A 17,111-nucleotide genomic window follows, 5' to 3' on the forward strand; every position below is an offset into this window, starting at 1 on the left:
TCCCGCCCACTACAGCCCGCAGGAACCCCGGTCCAGCTGGAAATATCTGGCATTGGCCCAGCGGCAGAGCCAGATGCCGACGACGACGCCCGCGATCGTGACGATCGCGGGGAGGTACCCGCTGGCGACCTGGATGATGGGGATCGCCGGGCATCCGCCCGAGATCGCCCAGCCCGTGCCGAAGAGCACCGCGCCGGGTATCACGCCGGCGTGGATACGCGCCGGGGAACGGCGGACCCGGAGAATCGCGTAGGCCACCACGATGATCGCGACCGCGCCGGCGAAGGCGAGGAGCATGCGCAGGTCCTGGAAGGTGAACATGCGGTTCAGCTCGGCGTAGTCGCCGAACCCGATGTTGGTGACGGTGAAGCCGAGGCCCAGCCCGGCGACCATGGTGGCGACGAGCATCCCGCCCCGCGAACGCATCAGATCACCTTCCACAGCAGGAACGACATCACAACCGCGGCGCCGAAGAAGACGGCGGTCGCCAGAAGGCTGACCGGTTGCAGCCGCCCGCAGCCGCTGAGCCCGTGGCCGGAGCTGCACCCTCCGGCGAGGCGGGTGCCGAAGCCGACGAGGACACCCCCGACGAACAGCAGGACGACCATGGTGATCGGATTGCTGGTGACGATCTCGCTGAAACCCTCGCCCATGTCGAGGCGGAGATCGAACCGGCCTGCGGAGGCGGCCGCGATCCCGCCGCCGACGAAGATCGACAGGAGCAGCACGGCCTGGGTGAACAGCGGCGCCGGGCGCAGGCTCGTGGCCTGGGACCCCTCACCCGCCGTTGGTCCGGGCTCCTGACCGCGTGGCGGCGTGTCCTCGCGCGCCGCGTCCGGCGCGGGGGGCGCTGCGGGGTGGGCTCCGAAATGCTCGGCGGTGGCCGCGGCCAGCATTTCGGCGAGGGCGCGGTCGTCGGCGAACAGGGCGTTCTGCCGTTCGATCTGCCGTTCGGCACGCCAGTGCAGGACTCGGTCCCACGCCGACGAGACCCCGAGGAACCGGTTCGTGGCGAGGGTGAAACCGACGGCGACGAGCGCGAGCCCGATAGCGCCCGCCCACCACGGCCAATAGTTACTCATGCGGGGCCTCTCATCCAATCGATCAGTCGAGCCCACCAGCGGCGCTTCGAACCACGCGCCTGCTGCGCGGGTCGCCTCGACCGGGCCGGTGGGATCCCTGGGAGCTGTGAAACGTGTGCGGTTGCGGACGGCTGGGGCGGCCGTACCGGCGTGGGCGCCGGTTCGAACGGGGACGGTGGTCCGGGGTGGAGCTGTGCCGGCGGCGCATGCCTCGGCTCCGCCGCGCCCGACCGCTCGGCGTCGGGAGCGCGTCCGAGGTGCACCGCGTCGTGCCCGTTCGGGAGCAGCGAAATCGGCACGAGCCGGCCGGTGCGCGACAGCTTGTATCGCGCACAGTCGCGCCACCTGTCCTCAGTGTCGCAGTAGCAGTCGCGCCAGCCCCGCAGGCTCGCGTTGAGGAGTGGGAAAAGTGGACATTCTTCGGCGTGTGAGCAGCTCACGGCGCTCCGATCTGACCGGCGCACGCCGCCCGGGGGAGACGGTATGGCGCGGTCTTGTCGTTGCAGAACGAGCCCGGCGATCCAGGGCAAGAAGTGTAGCCGCCCCGTTACGTACCGCTGAACGGGCTAGACCCTACTGCTCGATAAGATCAATTTCGATTGTGATCAATCCGACATTCTGTACATCCGGTCGCGCCACCACCGGCTCGCGGCGGATCTCGCCCATCACGGAGCGATGAGAATCGCGGCGTCCCAGGGTCCGTACTGGCGACGGCGAGGGAGGAGGGGCGTCACATGCGCAAGCCACAGACGTTGATGACGGGTCTCGCGTTCGGCGAATCACCGCGCTGGCACGACGGTCGGCTGTGGCTGTCGGACTGGGGGGCGTATGAGGCTCTCGCCGTCGACGCAGCCGGTCACAGTGAGGTCGTGGCGTCGCTACCCTCGTTCCCGTCCTGCATCGACTTCTTGCGTGACGGGCGCCTGCTCGTCGTCAGCGCGGACGACGGGCGGCTCCTGCGCCGAGAGCCGGACGGCTCGCTGACCACGTACGCCGACCTGTCCGGGCTGGCCGACCATCCGTGGAACGAGGTCGTGGTGGACGGCCGGGACAACGCGTACGTCAACAACATCGGCTTCGACTTCCCCGACGGGGAGCCCGCGCCCGGCACCGTCGCTCTGGTCATCCCCGACGGCTCGGCGCGTCAGGTCGCCGATGGCCTCTGGTTCCCCAACGGCATGGCCGTGACGCCCGACGCCACCACGCTCGTCGTGGCCGAGTCCTACGCGCACAGACTCACCGCGTTCGACGTCGCCGCCGATGGCAGCCTGCGCAACCGCCGGTCCTGGGCCGACCTCGGCGACGGGGTGCCCGATGGGATCTGCCTCGATGCCGAGGGGGCGATCTGGTACGGCGACGTCCCCAACAAGCGCGCGGTGCGCGTATGTGAGGGCGGTGCGGTACTCGAGACGATCGAGCTCGACCGTGGCTGCTTCGCCTGCGCACTCGGCGGTACCGATGGGCGCACCCTGTTCCTCGTCGCCACCGAGTGGAACGGCCCGACCGGCATGACGACCGGGGAACGAACCGGTCAGGTACTCATCCTCGAGGCCCCGGCACCTGGCGCCGCCTGGGCATGACCTCGTCCGGAGAAGGGTCGATCACCATGGTGTACCCGGTTGATCCGCGGGTCGACGCCTACATCGACGCGCTGCCGGACTGGCAGCAAGCCATCTGCCGAGAGGTCCGCGATCTCGTCCACGCCGCCGACCCCGAGGTCGCCGAGACCATCAAGTTCAAGGTCCGTCCGTACTTCGTGCTGCAGGGCAACGTCTGCGCCTTGTTGGCCGCGAAAGACCACGTCAATGTGTTCCTCTACGACAGCGCGATCGTGCCCGACCCAGCGGGGATCATCACGGGCGGCCACCACAACACGACCGCCCGGACCGTTGCCGTCCGGCGAGGCGAGCCGATCAACGCGGCCGCCCTCACCGCGATGTTCACGCACATCGTCGCCAACAACCGCGCCGGAGGCCGGCGGAAGATCAAACGCGACGGGTAGCGGCGCGGCCGTCGTCTACGGCGATTCCGGCAGGGGAGCGTCGAGGAACGCCGGGATCATCGCGAGCAGCCACTCATAGCGGTCCAAGATGCCGCTGCCCGGGGGAATGAAGTGTGTGGTCCCCGGCAGGATCGCGAGGCGGGCCTTCGGCATACCGGCCAAGTCGCCCATCGCGTCCCCGCCGAGGAGGCGGAAGAGCTCGACGGCGTGCTCGGCGCGGATGGCATCGGCATCCCCGATGACGATCAAGGTCGGTGTCGTGATCCGCCGGATGTCCGCGGCCGGCCATACGAAGGGCGTCATATCGAGCGTCTTGAGCTTCTGGACCAGAACCGGGAACCGACCGGGGTCGGGAGCGATCTCCCGGTACGTGGCTTCGAGCGGCGACCCGGCCAGCGTCTCGAGCGTCATGCTCGGGATCACCAGAGTCGCTCCAGGAGACCGCTCGCTTCAGCGGCGGAGGACCGGCGCTCCCCCATTCACACGTAACCCGCAGCTGGCGTTTCTCAACGAGGTCTCGGCGGTGCCGCTGCAGCAGGGCCTGCGGCACCTGCAGGCCGCGTTCGCGAGCTTCTGGGCCAAGCGCGCGAAGTACCCGACGTTCAAGTCCCGCAAGCGGTCCCGCCAGTCCGCGGCGTACACCCGCTCGGCGTTCCGCTACCGCGACGGGCGGCTCACCCTGGCCAAGATGGACCAGCCGCTGGACATCCGCTGGTCCCGTCCGCCGCCCGAGGGGGCGCAGCCCTCCACCGTCACGGTGAGCAGGGACGCGGCCGGCCGCTGGTTCGTGTCGCTCCTGTGCGAGACCACGATCGCCCCGCTGTCCCCGACCGACCGCGCGGTCGGGCTCGACGCCGGGCTCACCAGCCTGGTCACGCTGTCCACCGGGGAGAAGGTCACCAACCCGCGGCCCGAACGCCGTGACCGACGCCGGCTCGCCCGCGCCCAGCGCAACCTGGCCCGCACGCAGAAGGGATCGAACAACCGGGCCAGGGCTCGGATGAAGGTAGCCCGGGTCCATGCCGTCATCGTCGACCGGCGCCGGGATCACCTGCACAAGCTGACGACTCGACTCGTTCGTGAGAACCCAAACGATCGTGATCGAGGACCTGACCGTGCGGAACATGGTCCGTAACCACACCCTGGCCCGGGCGAGCTCCGACGCCGCGTGGTCGGAGCTGCGGGCCGTGCCGGAGTACAAGACCGACTGGTACGGGCGCGAGCTGGTCGTGGTCGACCGCTGGTACCCCTCGTCCCGGGTGTGCTCCGCCTGCGGGGCGCTGCGGGACGCGATGCCGCTGGGCGTGCGGGAGTGGACGTGCCGCTGCGGCGCCGTGCACGACCGCGACCTCAATGCGGCGCGGAACATCCTGGCGGCCGGGCTGGCCGTGGCAGCGTGCGGAGACGGTGTAAGACCCGCCCGCGCGTGAGCGCGAGCAGGCAACCGTCGGTAAGCACGAACCCTCCCCGGTGACGGGGAGAATCCGCCTCCTTCGGGTGGCGGAGAAGTCAACTCCAGAAGCTCGGGCTGCATCCCGCCGCTCGTGTAGGACGCCGAGATGGGTACGAGCGCACGAACCACCTGCGGGTGGCGGATGGCGAGCTGGAGCGCGACGCCGCCGCCCAGGCTGTAGCCGACGGCGTCGGCCCTGGCGACGCCGAGGTGCGCGAGGAGCGCGGCGGCGTCATCGGCGAGACCCTCGTAGGTGAGGGGGCGGTCGACGTCCGCGGTGCGGCCGTGGGCCTGGAGGTCGGGGACGATGACCCGGCGGGTGGCGGCGAGGCCCGGCAGCAGCGGCCCGAAGTCGCCGGTCGACAGGTAGGCCCCGTGCAGCAGCAGGACGGGGATTGCACCGTTGCCCTCCTTGGAGTCCGTTGGCCGGGGCGTACCCGGACTGCGGGGATGCGGCGGCGGTCACATCCGCAGTGTCGCGCTGCGGTCGGGCTGTGCGGAACCCTCCTCGTCGGCCGGAGACGCGGTCGCTGCGACGCCATCACGAGACGGACGGCGTCCGCTCCGTCTCCCTACCCGGACCTGCCAGTAGTTGAGCAGCGAGACGATGAACACGCCACCGATGATGTTTCCGGCAGTGGCCGCGCCGAGCCATGCGGCGTAGGTCCCCACCGAGACCTCCCCGGTCAGGGCGGCCACCAGGATGTAGCCGCTGGAAGCGATGCAGTGCGCCAGGTGCAGCAGGCCCACCACGAAGGTCACCAGCCAGACCACGACGATCTGCCCGATGGTGTTGCTGCGCGCGCTGCTGACCATCCAGGCCATCAGGGCGACCAGCCAGCCACCGAGGATCCCGCTGGTGAACACGTCGGTCAGGGGTTCGGCTGTGGCGGTGGTACCCAACTGAACCAACTCGGTGACCGCGGCTGGTTGCAGCGCCCCGGTCTTGACGGCCAGCGCGGCGAAGGCCAACGCGCCCAGCACGTTGGCGGCGAACACCACGACCCAGAATCGCAGCGTGGTCAGCAGGTGGCGCCGTTCGTCGAGGACGACCACGACCGGGAACAGCGTGTTCTCGGTGAACAGTTGGGCCCGGCTGACGACGACCACGATGAACCCGAGCGGGTAGAACAACTGTGCGACGAACTCTGCTCCCTCGCCCGGCAGCATGGCCTTTGTGCCCGCCACGCCCAAGCCGGTGAGCCCCATGAACAGGCCGCCGGCAAGACCCGAGAAGGCCAGCGCCCCGGCCGGTCGGTTGAGCTCGCTGCGCCCGTTCGCCAAGGTCTGGTCAAAGATCTCGTGGGCACTCAAACGCTGCGGTTCCTGTGTCATCCACTCCCCTGCAGATGATCTGGGCTGCGTAGCCCCGGCGGAGGTCCCGTGCTGATACCCGTGCGGTCGTCCCCATACTCGCGTTCCCGCGAATCGCGTCCCTCGCCACATTTGCCGGGCGATCAGGTGCAGGCCGCGGCCCACACCCGGTCCAGTCACCGCTGTCGACGCGCCGTGCAGCAGCCTCGGCGGAAACCGCAGATCCCGATCAGCGGAGCTCGGGCGACGGCCTCAGGGTCCGGCGCGGTGCCTGCCCAGGCCGCAGATCAACGCCGATCAGACTCAGCAGCACCACGAACCCAGCACCGCCGACGAGGGCGATATCAGCAACGTTGCCGACGAACAAGCCGTAGTAGTCGATGAAGTCCACGATGTGACCGCGCCCGAAACCGGGCTCGCGCAGCAGCCGGTCACCGAGATGACTCACGGCACCGCCGAGCAGCACCCCGACACCGATCGCCCAGCTCCGGGTGAGCACACGCGCCGCGAGCACGACAAGCCCGACCACCGCGAGCCCCGCGACGACAGTCAGCACCCAGGTGAACTCGGCAGCGAGACCGAAGGCCGCCCCCGGGTTGTAGAACAGCCGCCACTGGATGAACTCGCCCAACACCGGGGTCGCCTCACCGCGCAGGAGCGACGTCTCAGCCCACCACTTGGTGAACTGGTCGACCGCAACGACACCAGCAGCCAGCAGGAAGACCCACGGCAGCAACCGACGCGCCGAGTGCGTCGGCACAGCGGCGTCAGACCCGGTCTTGGACGTCATGAGCCGATCCTCCTCGAACTCGGCGACGAGACCCAAACGACGGACCATCGGCGATCGGCTCCTGCGCCCCGAGCACATCCGCGTTCTCCCTCGTTCGGGCTGCGGGACAATTCCGCCACCGAGCCACACATAGCGGCGCGGACGCTCACCGTGGAACGCAGGCGACACTTTTCGCTGCCGGTTGACGGGCCGGAGGACACAGGCTGCCCGGCGTTGGTCCAGCTCGGCCGGGCCGACGTGCAGGCCAATGTCCGGCCCGGGATGTCGATGAGGATCTCGTCGCCGTCGGCGACCAGCGCGATCACGCCGCCGGACGCGGCTTCCGGGGACACGTGTCCAATCGAGAGCGGCAACGAGCGGCTACTGGTCGGCGGAGGCGGTCCCCTGCTGGCCGGCTGATCGTCGTACCAGCGCCACGCCGACGAGGATGAGTGCGGCTCCGAGGGGCAGCGTCCAGTGCGCGGTCTCGTCGAGGATGAGGATGCCCAGCGCGAGCGCGACCGCTGGCACGAGGTAGGTGACGACGCTGGCGGCGGTCGGGCCCTCGGTCGCGATGAGCGTGAAGTTGATGATCAGAGCCACGCCGGTCCCGATGACTCCGAGGACGACGACAGCGACCAGGGCGAGCGGGGCGGGCTGCGCGGAGATCCCGCCACCGACCGGCAGAACCAGGGCGAGGAGCACGGTCGCCATGCAGAGCTGCGCTGCCGTGAGCGTCAGCGGGGACAGCCCCCGGTTGGTCAGGTAGCGCGACTGGTAGACATAGGCGACGCCGTAGCTCAGCGCCGCTGTGACGCAGGCGAGCACCCCCCCGAGCTCGGCTCCGCGTGTGGCGTTCCACGGCTCGAACAGCACCAGCACGCCGAGGAACCCGAGCGCGACGCCGAGTCCGCGCCGCGGCGTCAGCCGGGTGTCGGCCCGGGCCGTCGCGGCGATGAGCACCGTCCACAGCGGGGTCGTCGCATTGATGACGCCGGCCAGGCTCGACGGGACGGACTGCTCGGCAACCGCGAACAGCGAGTACGGGATGGCGTTGGCGATCAGCGCCGACGCCGTGAGGTGCGCCCACATCGTCGGCCCGCGCGGGCGGGGCAGCCGGCGGGCCAGCACGATCGGCACCAACACCAGCGCGCCGAGGGCCAGCCGGATGAACGTCAGCTGCACGGGCGTGAACCCGTCGAGCGACAGCGCGATCCAGAAGAACCCCGACCCCCAGAGCAGCGCGAGCGCGCCGATCAGCACGGTGGCACGCACTCTTACGCCACTCGTCACGGCGACCACGCTGCCATTGCTCAAGCGAGCAGATCCGGACGGCCCGCCGCGGGCCCGCTGATGAGGGCACAGCCAGCGCGAACGGGCACGGACGGCGGCACGGGTGCCTAGCAGCAGGGGAGTGCCGACCGGGCGGCCTCGCTGAGCTGACCGGCTCCGGACCCGATCACCTCGGGCGAACGGAGCGCGGCCGACGGTCACCCGTGCCCGGTCTTCGTTCGAGCACGGCGGCGCGACAACCGCCGACGCTCGAGCTCTCGCTGCCACTCGTCGTACGTCGCACGACTGATGCCGCGGCTGGCCAGGTGGTGTTCCACCCCGGTCGCGTCCCACCACCGGTCGTGCGTCGGCGTCGTCGAGAGGCCGGGCGTGGTCCGGGCCACCCCACCGACCGGTCGCCAGGACCAGAGGTCCTGCACTCCTCTCGAGTGCCAGAAGCCGAGGCCGAGGACAACGCCGAAGATCAGATGTCCGACGAGCGAGAGTGTCACCGTCGTCGCGGTGAGGGGGAACATCAACTCCTGCCCGCGCGGCGCCAGCGCAACGGTTGCGATCAGGCCGGCCCAGACGGGGGCCACGGCGAACCCGACTCCAGCGAGCACGGCGACCCGCCGCCGGCGCCGGCCCAGTCCGGCGGCCACGGCGAGGATGAAGAAGGCGATGCCGATTCCGCCGCTGTCCCCGATGTAGCGCCACAGGTAGCCGACCATCGCACCGTCCCAGGCGCCGGGTCGTCCGCCCGTGACCCACGAGCCCATCGTCGGGATGAAGTCCCCCCACAGGCCGAGCAGGTACACCGTGTCGAGCCGGAACACGTCGTACACCACGCAGGCGGCCATCCCCCAGAGAAAACCGGACACGGCGATCCGGTCGCTCGAGTGGGGGGCGAACAGGGAGAGCAGGGCGATGACGATGACGAGCGGGACGATGATCAATGCCGCTGCCGCACGCATCGGGAGGAAGCCGAAGACCTGGGCGGAGATCGCCAGGAGCGGCACTCCTGCCAGGACCAGGTGCAGGAGCATGCGCGTGCCGGCGTGGACACGCGACTCGTCCCGGGTTCCGGCTCTCGGCTGCTGTGCCTGCAGCGCCGCTTCCCCGAACGTGCGCTGCTGACCGACGGAGTAGGTGGACATCGGTGGCGAGGTTAGGTACGTCACCGAAATGATTTCGCGAATCTGAGCAACCCGACGGGTTCGGCCGGTTACCAGCACTCCGGCAGCGGCGAACGGTCTCCGGAATGCTCTGTACGGAGCAGCCGTTGCGCCGATAGCAGTCGCCAGCCATTAAGGAACATCGCGCCCCTGTCGCGGGGTATCAGTACGACGGCTCACGCCACGCGACGAGCACCCGGCGCAGCGCGGCGAGCCGGTCGGGCCGCAGCCACCCCTCGGCCACCGGAGCGTCCAGCGCGCACTCGGGGCCGGTCGGCGACCCAGAGGGTGCCCGCACCCACGCGGGCAGCCCTCAACGGCGTCCCTCAGGTCGCGCTCTGGTGGAGCGTGTAGGTGGAGTCGATCACCTGTCGCAGTGTTCGACGATCGATCGCTGGCAGCGTGATGGCCATCGCCCGCAACACAGGTTGAAATGCTGGAGTTTCGGGTGGTCCGTCGTGCGGACGTCGGCGGTCGGGTGTGTGCATGCTCACGGCATGAGGTATCCGGATTCCGGACGGCCCGCCCGAACGCCCCGCTGAGAATCGCGTGCACCACCCGAATACTGGCTGCGGACAGCGGCCGGCATTCGTGCGGCCGGCAGGCCCGCACGCACCATCGGCACGGTGCCGTCGGATCGCCCGACACCTCCCGTGCGCACCGGCGCCGCGCGCTGTGCTCGTCGCAGACGGGCGCGCCCTCGGTGCGGTGCTGCACGAACTTCTCCCGTGGCAGTGCTCGCGACACCGCCGCAGCTGCGCGTAGAGCCCCTCGATCGTCTCCACCTTGATCCGGCCGACCTGCAGCCGCCCGATCGTCGGCCGGATATGCTTCTCGGTCTTCCCGACGTAGCCGATCCGCGTGGTCCGCTCGATGTCCAGCACCGCCAGCCAGACGTCCCACGGGGAACGCTGAACTCATGCCACACTCATGCCACGCTGCGGGCCGAGATCTCGGCAACGTCGTCGGTCCCATAGTGCACACGGAGACCCGTGGGTGAGACCAGCGTGGAGCTGCTCGATCGCCTGGGTCCACGCGCTGATCTTTGCCGGGTGGGGCGTTGGCTCAGCCGAGGATGACCTGTCGTCGGGCTGAGCGCCGGGGTGGCTCGCGGAGCAGCGCTCCCGCTGTTGCTGCACCCAGGTTCGTCGGGGTCGTCCTCTAGCCTGAGGCGGTCCAGTCAGGGCAACCTGGGAGAACCGTGCACAGTCCGTTCACCTACCTCACCGTGGAGAAGGCCGATCTCTACAGGCGGGTGATGCTGGTGTTCGTGGCGGCCAAGCGGCGGTTCACCGTCCACCTGCGGCCGGAGGACGTGTGGGCAGAAGCCGGTGGGGAGCTCGCGGAGGTCACCGCCGCGCTCGTCGCGCTGCAGGGCTGGGGGAATCTGCGGGCTGACCCCGACACCAGCCGGGTCACCAGCGTCGAGGAGTTCCATCGGGCGCGGTTCCTCTACCAACTCACCACCGAGGGCGAGGCCGCGGAAGAGGCCCTCGGCGTCTACGACGAGGCACTCGGCAGGCGCGGCGCTCTGCAAGCCGTCGCACTCGCCGACATCGCGACCCACCTGCGGGCGCTGCTTGAGTTGGCGTCAGTCGCCGAGGCGGACGCGGCCAAGGTCCACCTCCTGCTCCGCGCCCTCGTGGACCGCTTCACCGATCTCGCGGCGAACGCGCAGGCGTTCATGGGCTCGCTCCAGCGGTCGATCGACATGCAGGACACGGACGCGGAGGCCTTCCGCGCCTACAAGGACCGGCTGATCGCCTACCTGCAGCGATTCATCACCGACCTCGTGGCCACCGGTGGGGAGATCGCCGGGCTGGTCGCTCACCTGGACGAGGGCGAGGTCGACCGGTTGCTGGATCTGGCGGCCCGCCGCGAGGCGGCCGACACCGCGCCGGGCGCATCGGCCGAGGACGATCCCCGGGAGGCCGAGTTCGTGCGGCTCGCGGCTCTCTGGCGGGAACGGTGGGCGGGGTTCCGGGGGTGGTTCGTGTCCGCGCCCAGCCACCCCAGCCAGGCCAAACTCTTGCGGTCGCAGGCCCGGGCGGCGGTCCCCCAGCTCCTGCACGTGGTCTCGGCGCTCAACGAGCGGCGGGCGGGGCGGTCGGACCGCTCGGCGGACTTCCGCACCCTCGCGGTCTGGTTCGCCGAGGCACCGGACGACACCGTGCGGCACCGCCTGTGGCGCGGGGCGTTCGGTCTGCACTCCTCGCGCCACCTCACGGTGGATGCCGAGACGTTGGACGCCCGCGAGGTGGAGCCCGTAGCCCCCACGACGTCCTGGTCGGCGGCGCCGTCGGTGCACATCAGCCCGCGGCTGCGACGGACCGGCAGCTACGAGCGGCGTGGACGTCCCACTCGGGTGGAGGACCGCTCCGCGGCACGCCGCCACCTCGCCGAGCTGGCGGAACGGGAGGCCGCGGAGGTGGTCGCCGCCCGTGCCGCGCTGGCGACCGAGGGCACGGTCCGGCTCTCGGACGTCGGCCACCTGGACACCGCACCCTTCCGGCTGTTCCTGGGCCTGCTGGGAGACGCGCTCTCGGCCCTGGGACCGGGCCGGCGAGAGGTGTCGACCACCACCACGGACGGCTCGATGGCGGTCACCCTGACCGTGCTCGACCAGGCCTCGGAGGTGCGGCTGGACACGCCGCACGGCGTCTTCCGCGGGCCGGACCACCTGCTGCGGATCACCGACCTCACCGCGCCCGAGCAGGTGGAGCGCACCGCGTGAGCGCCGAACTCGACGCCGTCGACAGCGCACGACGATCCGATCTGCACCGTGCAGCGCGTGCCCTGCTCCGCAGGCCGGTGCTGCAGGCGGGCGGGCCGACGGCGGAGCAGTACGTGCTCGTCCGACGCCGGGCCGAGGAGCTGCGGGACTGGTTCGGCCGGAACACCGGCTGGCGCCTCCACGTCGACGGCGAGGTGGCGCGGCTGGTCAAGACCACGACCGAGCCGGATGCCACGCACCCCGCACGGGACCGTCGTACGAAGGCGCCCTTCACCCGGCGCCGCTACGTCCTGTTCTGCCTGGCGCTGGCGGCGCTGGAGCGCGCGGACGCGCAGATCACCCTCGGCAGGCTGGCCGAGCAGGTCGTGCTCGGTGCCTCGGCCCCGGAGCTCGCCGCAGCGGAGATCGTCTTCACCATGGAGCGGCGGGACGAGCGCGGCGATCTCGTCGCCGTCGTCCGACTCCTGCTGGAGCTCGGGATCCTGGCTCGGGTGGCCGGGGACGAGGAGGCGTTCGTCCGGGCGGACGGGGATGTTCTCTACGACGTGGACCGACGGGTGCTGGCCACCCTGATCGTCACGCCGCGGGGCCCGTCGACCGTCACCGCGACGGACCCCGACACCCGCCTCGCGATGATCACGGAGGAGCTCCTGCCGACCACGGACGACCTGCGCAACCAACAGATCCGCCGCAGCCTCACCCGTCGGCTGCTGGACGATCCCGTCGTGTACCTCGCCGAGCTCGACGAGGCCGAGCTCGCCTACCTCACCAGCCAGCGCCACCACGTGACCAGCCGGATCACCGAGCTGACCGGCCTCGTCCCCGAGGTCCGCGCGGAGGGCATCGCGATGGTCGACCCGGCGGACGACCTCACCGACGTCCGGATGCCGGACACGGGCACCGAGGGGCACGCCACGCTGCTGCTCGCCGAACACCTCATCGCTGCGGACGGTCCCGTCGGAGTGTCGGCCCTGCGGGCTCACCTGCGAGTCCAGGCGAAGGCCCACGCCGCCTACTGGCGGCGGGCGGCGCAGGAGCCCGGCGCCGAGAACGAGCTGACCGACCAGGCCCTCCAGCGGCTGGAGGCCCTCAAGCTCGTGCGCCGGGCGGGGGACGAGGTACACGCGCTGCCCGCCCTGAGCCGCTACGCCGTCGGAGAACCGGAGGTCATGTGACGACGCTCCCGGAACCCGCCCTCGAGCGCTGGCAGCCGCTGCGCGCGGGGCTCGTCGACCTCTTCTACTACGACGTCGAGGAGTTCCGATTCCACGACGGCAGGCTCCTGCTGCGGGGCAACAACGGTGCGGGCAAGTCGAAGGTGCTGGCGCTCCTGCTGCCGTTCCTGCTGGACGGGGACCTGTCCGCGCACCGCGTCGAGCCGGATGCCGACCCGAAGAAGCGGATGGAGTGGAACCTGCTGCTCGGCGGCGACCATCCGCACTCCGAGCGGTTCGGTTACACCTGGCTGGAGTTCGGCCGGCGCCGCGAGGACGGCGACACCGAGTTCTGCACGATCGGCTGCGGGCTCAAGGCCGTCGCGGGCCGCGGCATCGCTAAGCACTGGTTCTTCGTCACCGACCAGCGTGTCGGAACCGAGCTGTCACTGCTCGACGCCACCCGCACGGCGTTGAGCCGGGAGCGCCTCGCCGACGCGCTGGCCGGACGGGGGGCCGTCCATGACCAGCAGCGCGACTACCGTCGTGCGGTCGACGAGGCACTGTTCCGCCTGGGCGAGCAGCGGTACGGCGCGCTGGTGGACCTGCTCGTCCAGCTGCGCCAGCCCCAGCTGTCGAAGCGGCCCAACGAGAAGGCGCTGTCCGCCGCCCTCACCGAGGCCCTGCCGCCGTTGGACCAGGCGGTGATCAGGGACGTCGCGGATGCGTTCCGCACCCTGGAGGCGGATCGGAACGACCTCGCCGCGATGGTGGAAGCGCACGGTTCGGCGCAGGCCTTCCTCGGGCACTACCGCCGCTACGCCGCCGTCGCCGCGCGGCGGCGGGCCGAGCTGCCGCGGCGCGGTGAGCAGCGGTATCGACAGGCGCGCGAAGCGGTCACCACGGCGGAGACCGCCTACGCGGACGCCGACTACGCCGTCGCCGAGACTCTCGAACGCCGCGACGAGCTGGCGGCCCAGCTCGAGGAGCTGCAGGCACAGGACCGGGAACTGCGCACGAGCCCCGCCATGGACGCGGCGGCCGATCTGGAGAGACTCCGGACGGCCGCGCGCGAGGCGCGGGAGTCCGCGACGGATGCCGCGAACCGACGGAACGAGGACGCTGCCGCGGTCGCGGACCGGGAGCGGCGGCTGACCGCGGCGAGCACGCACCTCCACACCCAGCAGGACCAGGTCACGGCCTTCCGCAGCCAGGCGGCGGAGGCCGCAGCGGCGGCCCTCCTGGCCGAGGAGCACCTGCGCGAGATCGACGCAGTCCTCACCGATACACCGCACAATCCGCCGCGCACCGCGGCCGCTGCACTCGTCGATCGTCGAAAGCGCGCGCTCCGCCACGTCGTCGAGCTCCTGGACATCGCGGATCAGGCCGCAGCGGCAGCCGGCAAGGCTCGTGCCGAGCGAGACCGCCTCGACAGCGTCCTGGCGCGGCTCGCCGACCAGCGGGCGGAAACCGAGGCGGCGATCACCGCCGCGGCCGAGGTCTTCCTCACCGAGTTGCGGTCCCGGCTCGCGGCGGCCGTCGAGCTCGTCGTGGCGGACGTCGCCGCGGTGCTGGAGGCCACCACCCTGTGGGCCGAGACCCTCGCCGGACCGAATCCGGCCCGGGTCGCGATCGACGCAGCGGGCCGTGCGGCCGCGGACCGGCACGCGCGCGTGGCCACGGAGCTGGACCGCCGTGCGGCCGACGCCGAGGCCCGGACCGCGGAACTCCAGGGGGAGATCGCCCGGCTCGAGGCCGGTGAGGACGGCGAGCCACCCGCACCGCACACCCGGGATCCCGGGGTCAGGGACGGTCGGCCCGGAGCGCCGTTCTGGCGGCTGATCGACTTCTCCGACGACTTCGCCGACGATCGGCGGGCCGGATTGGAGGCGGCCCTGGAGGCCTCGGGAGTGCTCGATGCCTGGGTGGACCCGGACGGCGTGCTCCGCGACCAGGTGGGGGACGTCGTGCTCGCCCCGGCAGCCGGCGCCGCCACGACGTCCCTCGCCACCGTCCTTCGGCCGGCGGCCGACCCGGGAGACGACGCGGCGGCCGCCGTCCCGGTCGCCGTCGTGGAGCGGGTGCTCGGCGCGATCGGGTTCGGCGCGGGCGACGAGGTGTGGGTGGACGACCGGGGTCGGTTCCGGCTGGGGCCCCTCACCGGTTCCTGGCACAAGCTCTCAGCGGAGTACATCGGTCGCGGCGCCCGGGACGCCGCCCGGCGGGCGCGGCTCGTCGTCCTGCGGGAGGAGGTCGCCCGCGTCGAGGACGAACAACGGGTGATCACGGACCAACGGACCGAGCTGGCTGGGCGGCGCTCCACACTGGATAGTGAGCTCGCCGCTCAGCCGGACGACGCGGAGCTCCAGCGGGCCCACGCGACGCTCGGCGCCCTCGCCGCCCAACACCGGGAGACGATGCAGGACCGGGTCGAGGCGGAGCGTCGCCTCGGCGCGGTGACCGAGGCCGCCGCACAGGCCGCAGCGGAGGTCACCGAGGGCGCCCAGGACGTCGACTTGCCTCCGGACCGCACCGCCCTCGACGACGTCCAGGCCGGCGTCCATCGCTACGAACTCGCCCTGACGGCGTTGTGGCCGGCCGCCGAGGCGCTCGGGCACGCGACGGACCAGGAGCAGCGGTCTGCAGCCGACCTGCAGACGGCCTCCGAGACCCATCTGCTCGCCGTCGACCGGGCCGAGGAGGCGGAGCGCCGCGCTCGCGCGAGCGCCGCCGCGCACGCCGCGCGCGAGGAAACGGTCGGTGCCTCGGTGCGGGAGCTGCAGGAGCGGCTGGCCTCGATCGACCGGCAGACCAGGACGGTCACCGACCAGCACCGGGCGAGCTCCGACGCCCACACGCAGGCCTTCGGGCGGCGATCTCGTGCGGAGGGCGAGCGGGAGACCGCGGGGCAGGAGCTGGAGAAGGCGGCGGCGGAGCGGGCCGCCGCGACGGAGCAGCTGCGCCGGTTCGCCGCGACCGGCCTCCTCGCCGTCGCGCTCCCCGAGCTCGCCCTGCCCGACCCGGCGAACGACTGGGCGCCGGATCCCACCGTCCGGCTCGCCCGACAGATCGACCAGGAGCTGGACGGGACGCCGCACTACGACACGGCCTGGGACCGTGCGCAGCGTCGGGTCAACGACGAGCTCAAGGGCCTCACCGACGCGCTCGCGGTCCAGGGTCACCGGGTCTCGGCGGAGCTGCTGGCGGACGGCATCGTCGTGGAGGTCCTGTGGCGCGGGCGGCCCGCCACAGTCCCTGAGCTGGCCGAGGCGCTCGGCAGCGAGATCACGGACCGGCGGAGACTCCTCGACGAGCGAGAACGCGAGATCCTGGAAAACCATCTGGTCAACGAGGTGGCGAGCACCCTGCAAGAGCTGATCTCCGAGGCGGAGGGACAGGTCCGCCGGATGAACGACGAGCTGGCGGCGCGCCCCACCAGCACCGGCATGCGGTTGCGCCTGGACTGGCTCCCGGTCGACGACGGGCCGCCTGGGTTGGCCGAGGCGCGCCGGCGCCTGCTCCGCCAGACCTCCGACGCGTGGTCCGAAGAGGATCGGACGGCGGTCGGCGGGTTCCTGCAGGAGCGGATCGCCGCGGAGCGTGCGGCGGACGACAAGGGCACGTGGCTGGAGCACCTCACCCTGGCCCTGGACTACCGGTCGTGGCACCGCTTCGCGATCAAGCGGCACCAGAACGGGCAGTGGCGTCCCGCGACCGGCCCGGCCTCGGGCGGCGAGCGGGTCCTCGCCGCGAGCGTTCCGCTGTTCGCTGCGGCATCCGCGCACTACGCCTCGGCCGGTAGCCCACACGCTCCCCGGTTGGTGATGTTGGACGAGGCGTTCGCGGGCGTGGATGACAACGCTCGTGCCAAGTACCTCGGCCTGCTCGCCGCTTTCGACCTCGACGTCGTCATGACAAGCGAGCGCGAGTGGGGCTGCTACCCGGAGGTGCCGGGGCTGTCGATCGCCCAGCTCGCGCGGGCGGACGGGGTTCCCGCGGTCCTGGTGACCCACTGGCGCTGGGACGGGAGCCGTCGCGAACGCATGCCGCGTCCCGTCGTCGTACCGGAGCAGCAGGTCACCCCGGTCCCGGACGAGGAGGCACTGTTCTGAGCGACCCGCGGCTGGAGCGTCTGCTCGGCGGACCCGACCTCGCG

General features: G+C 71.4%; 14 protein-coding genes and 2 pseudogenes. 6 read left to right on the forward strand and 10 right to left on the reverse strand.

The window, feature by feature from the left end:
* Positions 1–9 precede the first annotated feature (9 nt).
* Together G567_RS0115915 and G567_RS0115920 are read right to left on the reverse strand one after the other, a co-directional pair.
* Positions 10–426, reverse strand: coding sequence for a YeeE/YedE thiosulfate transporter family protein (locus G567_RS0115915; RefSeq protein ID WP_028930770.1), 417 nt, complete (start codon positions 424–426; stop codon positions 10–12).
* Positions 426–1,082 carry a YeeE/YedE family protein gene (locus G567_RS0115920; protein ID WP_028930771.1) on the reverse strand — a complete coding sequence of 219 codons (657 nt, stop codon included), beginning with the start codon at positions 1,080–1,082 and terminating at the stop codon, positions 426–428. The genes G567_RS0115915 and G567_RS0115920 overlap by 1 nt, the downstream gene beginning before the upstream one ends.
* Before the next feature lie 734 nt (positions 1,083–1,816).
* Here G567_RS0115920 and G567_RS0115925 point away from each other — a divergent pair.
* On the forward strand, positions 1,817–2,662 hold the full coding sequence (locus tag G567_RS0115925; RefSeq protein WP_037057450.1) for an SMP-30/gluconolactonase/LRE family protein: 846 nt from the start codon (positions 1,817–1,819) through the stop codon (positions 2,660–2,662).
* 26 nt (positions 2,663–2,688) lie between these two features.
* Positions 2,689–3,084, forward strand: a complete 396-nt coding sequence (locus G567_RS0115930; RefSeq protein WP_028930773.1) for a DUF1801 domain-containing protein — start codon at positions 2,689–2,691, stop codon at positions 3,082–3,084.
* 15 nt (positions 3,085–3,099) lie between these two features.
* Here G567_RS0115930 and G567_RS34845 read toward each other — a convergent pair whose 3' ends face one another.
* Positions 3,100–3,495, reverse strand: a complete 396-nt coding sequence (locus G567_RS34845) for an alpha/beta fold hydrolase (RefSeq protein ID WP_051233166.1) — start codon at positions 3,493–3,495, stop codon at positions 3,100–3,102.
* Here G567_RS34845 and G567_RS36255 point away from each other — a divergent pair.
* Positions 3,494–4,514, forward strand: a pseudogene (locus tag G567_RS36255) (RNA-guided endonuclease InsQ/TnpB family protein). The gene G567_RS34845 and the pseudogene G567_RS36255 overlap by 2 nt on opposite strands.
* 134 nt (positions 4,515–4,648) lie before the next feature.
* Here the strand turns inward: G567_RS36255 and G567_RS37220 are convergent.
* The 7 genes and pseudogenes from G567_RS37220 to G567_RS36680 form a co-directional block, all read right to left on the reverse strand.
* Positions 4,649–4,933 (reverse strand): annotated as a pseudogene (locus G567_RS37220) (alpha/beta fold hydrolase); the annotation flags it as partial.
* Positions 4,934–4,999: 66 nt separating this feature from the next.
* Entirely contained in the window at positions 5,000–5,872 is an 873-nt protein-coding gene (locus G567_RS29265) for a formate/nitrite transporter family protein (RefSeq protein WP_084796179.1), read from the reverse strand.
* A gap of 208 nt (positions 5,873–6,080) precedes the next feature.
* Entirely contained in the window at positions 6,081–6,689 is a 609-nt protein-coding gene (locus G567_RS0115950; protein ID WP_245585669.1) for a signal peptidase II, read from the reverse strand.
* Positions 6,638–6,973 carry a dihydroxy-acid dehydratase domain-containing protein gene (locus G567_RS37225; RefSeq protein WP_425414256.1) on the reverse strand — a complete coding sequence of 112 codons (336 nt, stop codon included), beginning with the start codon at positions 6,971–6,973 and terminating at the stop codon, positions 6,638–6,640. Before G567_RS37225 ends, G567_RS0115950 begins: the two co-directional genes overlap by 52 nt.
* Before the next feature lie 28 nt (positions 6,974–7,001).
* Positions 7,002–7,937 carry a DMT family transporter gene (locus tag G567_RS34860; RefSeq protein ID WP_211223946.1) on the reverse strand — a complete coding sequence of 312 codons (936 nt, stop codon included), beginning with the start codon at positions 7,935–7,937 and terminating at the stop codon, positions 7,002–7,004.
* A 173-nt stretch (positions 7,938–8,110) separates the two neighbouring features.
* Positions 8,111–9,049 (reverse strand): hypothetical protein, encoded by a 939-nt coding sequence (locus G567_RS34865; RefSeq protein ID WP_161631710.1) that lies wholly within the window; start codon positions 9,047–9,049, stop codon positions 8,111–8,113.
* A gap of 181 nt (positions 9,050–9,230) precedes the next feature.
* Positions 9,231–9,365, reverse strand: a complete 135-nt coding sequence (locus G567_RS36680) for a hypothetical protein (RefSeq protein WP_261763842.1) — start codon at positions 9,363–9,365, stop codon at positions 9,231–9,233.
* Between the two features lie 903 nt (positions 9,366–10,268).
* Between G567_RS36680 and G567_RS29275 the strand changes: the two genes are divergently transcribed.
* From G567_RS29275 to G567_RS29280, 3 genes are read left to right on the forward strand one after another with little or no spacing between them, the layout of a single operon-like run.
* Positions 10,269–11,801, forward strand: coding sequence for a TIGR02677 family protein (locus G567_RS29275; RefSeq protein ID WP_037057451.1), 1,533 nt, complete (start codon positions 10,269–10,271; stop codon positions 11,799–11,801).
* Positions 11,798–12,976, forward strand: coding sequence for a TIGR02678 family protein (locus G567_RS0115985; protein ID WP_028930777.1), 1,179 nt, complete (start codon positions 11,798–11,800; stop codon positions 12,974–12,976). Before G567_RS29275 ends, G567_RS0115985 begins: the two co-directional genes overlap by 4 nt.
* The gene (locus G567_RS29280) at positions 12,973–17,067 is read left to right on the forward strand and encodes a TIGR02680 family protein (RefSeq protein ID WP_051233170.1); all 4,095 of its coding nucleotides are present in this window, start codon (positions 12,973–12,975) and stop codon (positions 17,065–17,067) included. The genes G567_RS0115985 and G567_RS29280 overlap by 4 nt, the downstream gene beginning before the upstream one ends.
* The last annotated feature ends 44 nt before the right edge of the window (positions 17,068–17,111 follow it).

This window comes from Pseudonocardia asaccharolytica DSM 44247 = NBRC 16224 (assembly GCF_000423625.1).
Taxonomy (GTDB): domain Bacteria; phylum Actinomycetota; class Actinomycetes; order Mycobacteriales; family Pseudonocardiaceae; genus Pseudonocardia; species Pseudonocardia asaccharolytica.

Excerpts from the sequence above, each read along its gene's own strand:
- G567_RS0115915 (WP_028930770.1), bottom strand. The coding sequence starts at position 426 with ATGCGTTCGCGGGGCGGGATGCTCGTCGCCACCATGGTCGCCGGGCTG.
- G567_RS0115950 (WP_245585669.1), bottom strand. The coding sequence starts at position 6,689 with ATGGTCCGTCGTTTGGGTCTCGTCGCCGAGTTCGAGGAGGATCGGCTC.
- G567_RS34845 (WP_051233166.1), bottom strand. The coding sequence starts at position 3,495 with ATGACGCTCGAGACGCTGGCCGGGTCGCCGCTCGAAGCCACGTACCGG.
- G567_RS0115920 (WP_028930771.1), bottom strand. The coding sequence starts at position 1,082 with ATGAGTAACTATTGGCCGTGGTGGGCGGGCGCTATCGGGCTCGCGCTC.
- G567_RS0115925 (WP_037057450.1), top strand. The coding sequence starts at position 1,817 with ATGCGCAAGCCACAGACGTTGATGACGGGTCTCGCGTTCGGCGAATCA.
- G567_RS29265 (WP_084796179.1), bottom strand. The coding sequence starts at position 5,872 with ATGACACAGGAACCGCAGCGTTTGAGTGCCCACGAGATCTTTGACCAG.
- G567_RS0115930 (WP_028930773.1), top strand. The coding sequence starts at position 2,689 with ATGGTGTACCCGGTTGATCCGCGGGTCGACGCCTACATCGACGCGCTG.
- G567_RS34865 (WP_161631710.1), bottom strand. The coding sequence starts at position 9,049 with ATGTCCACCTACTCCGTCGGTCAGCAGCGCACGTTCGGGGAAGCGGCG.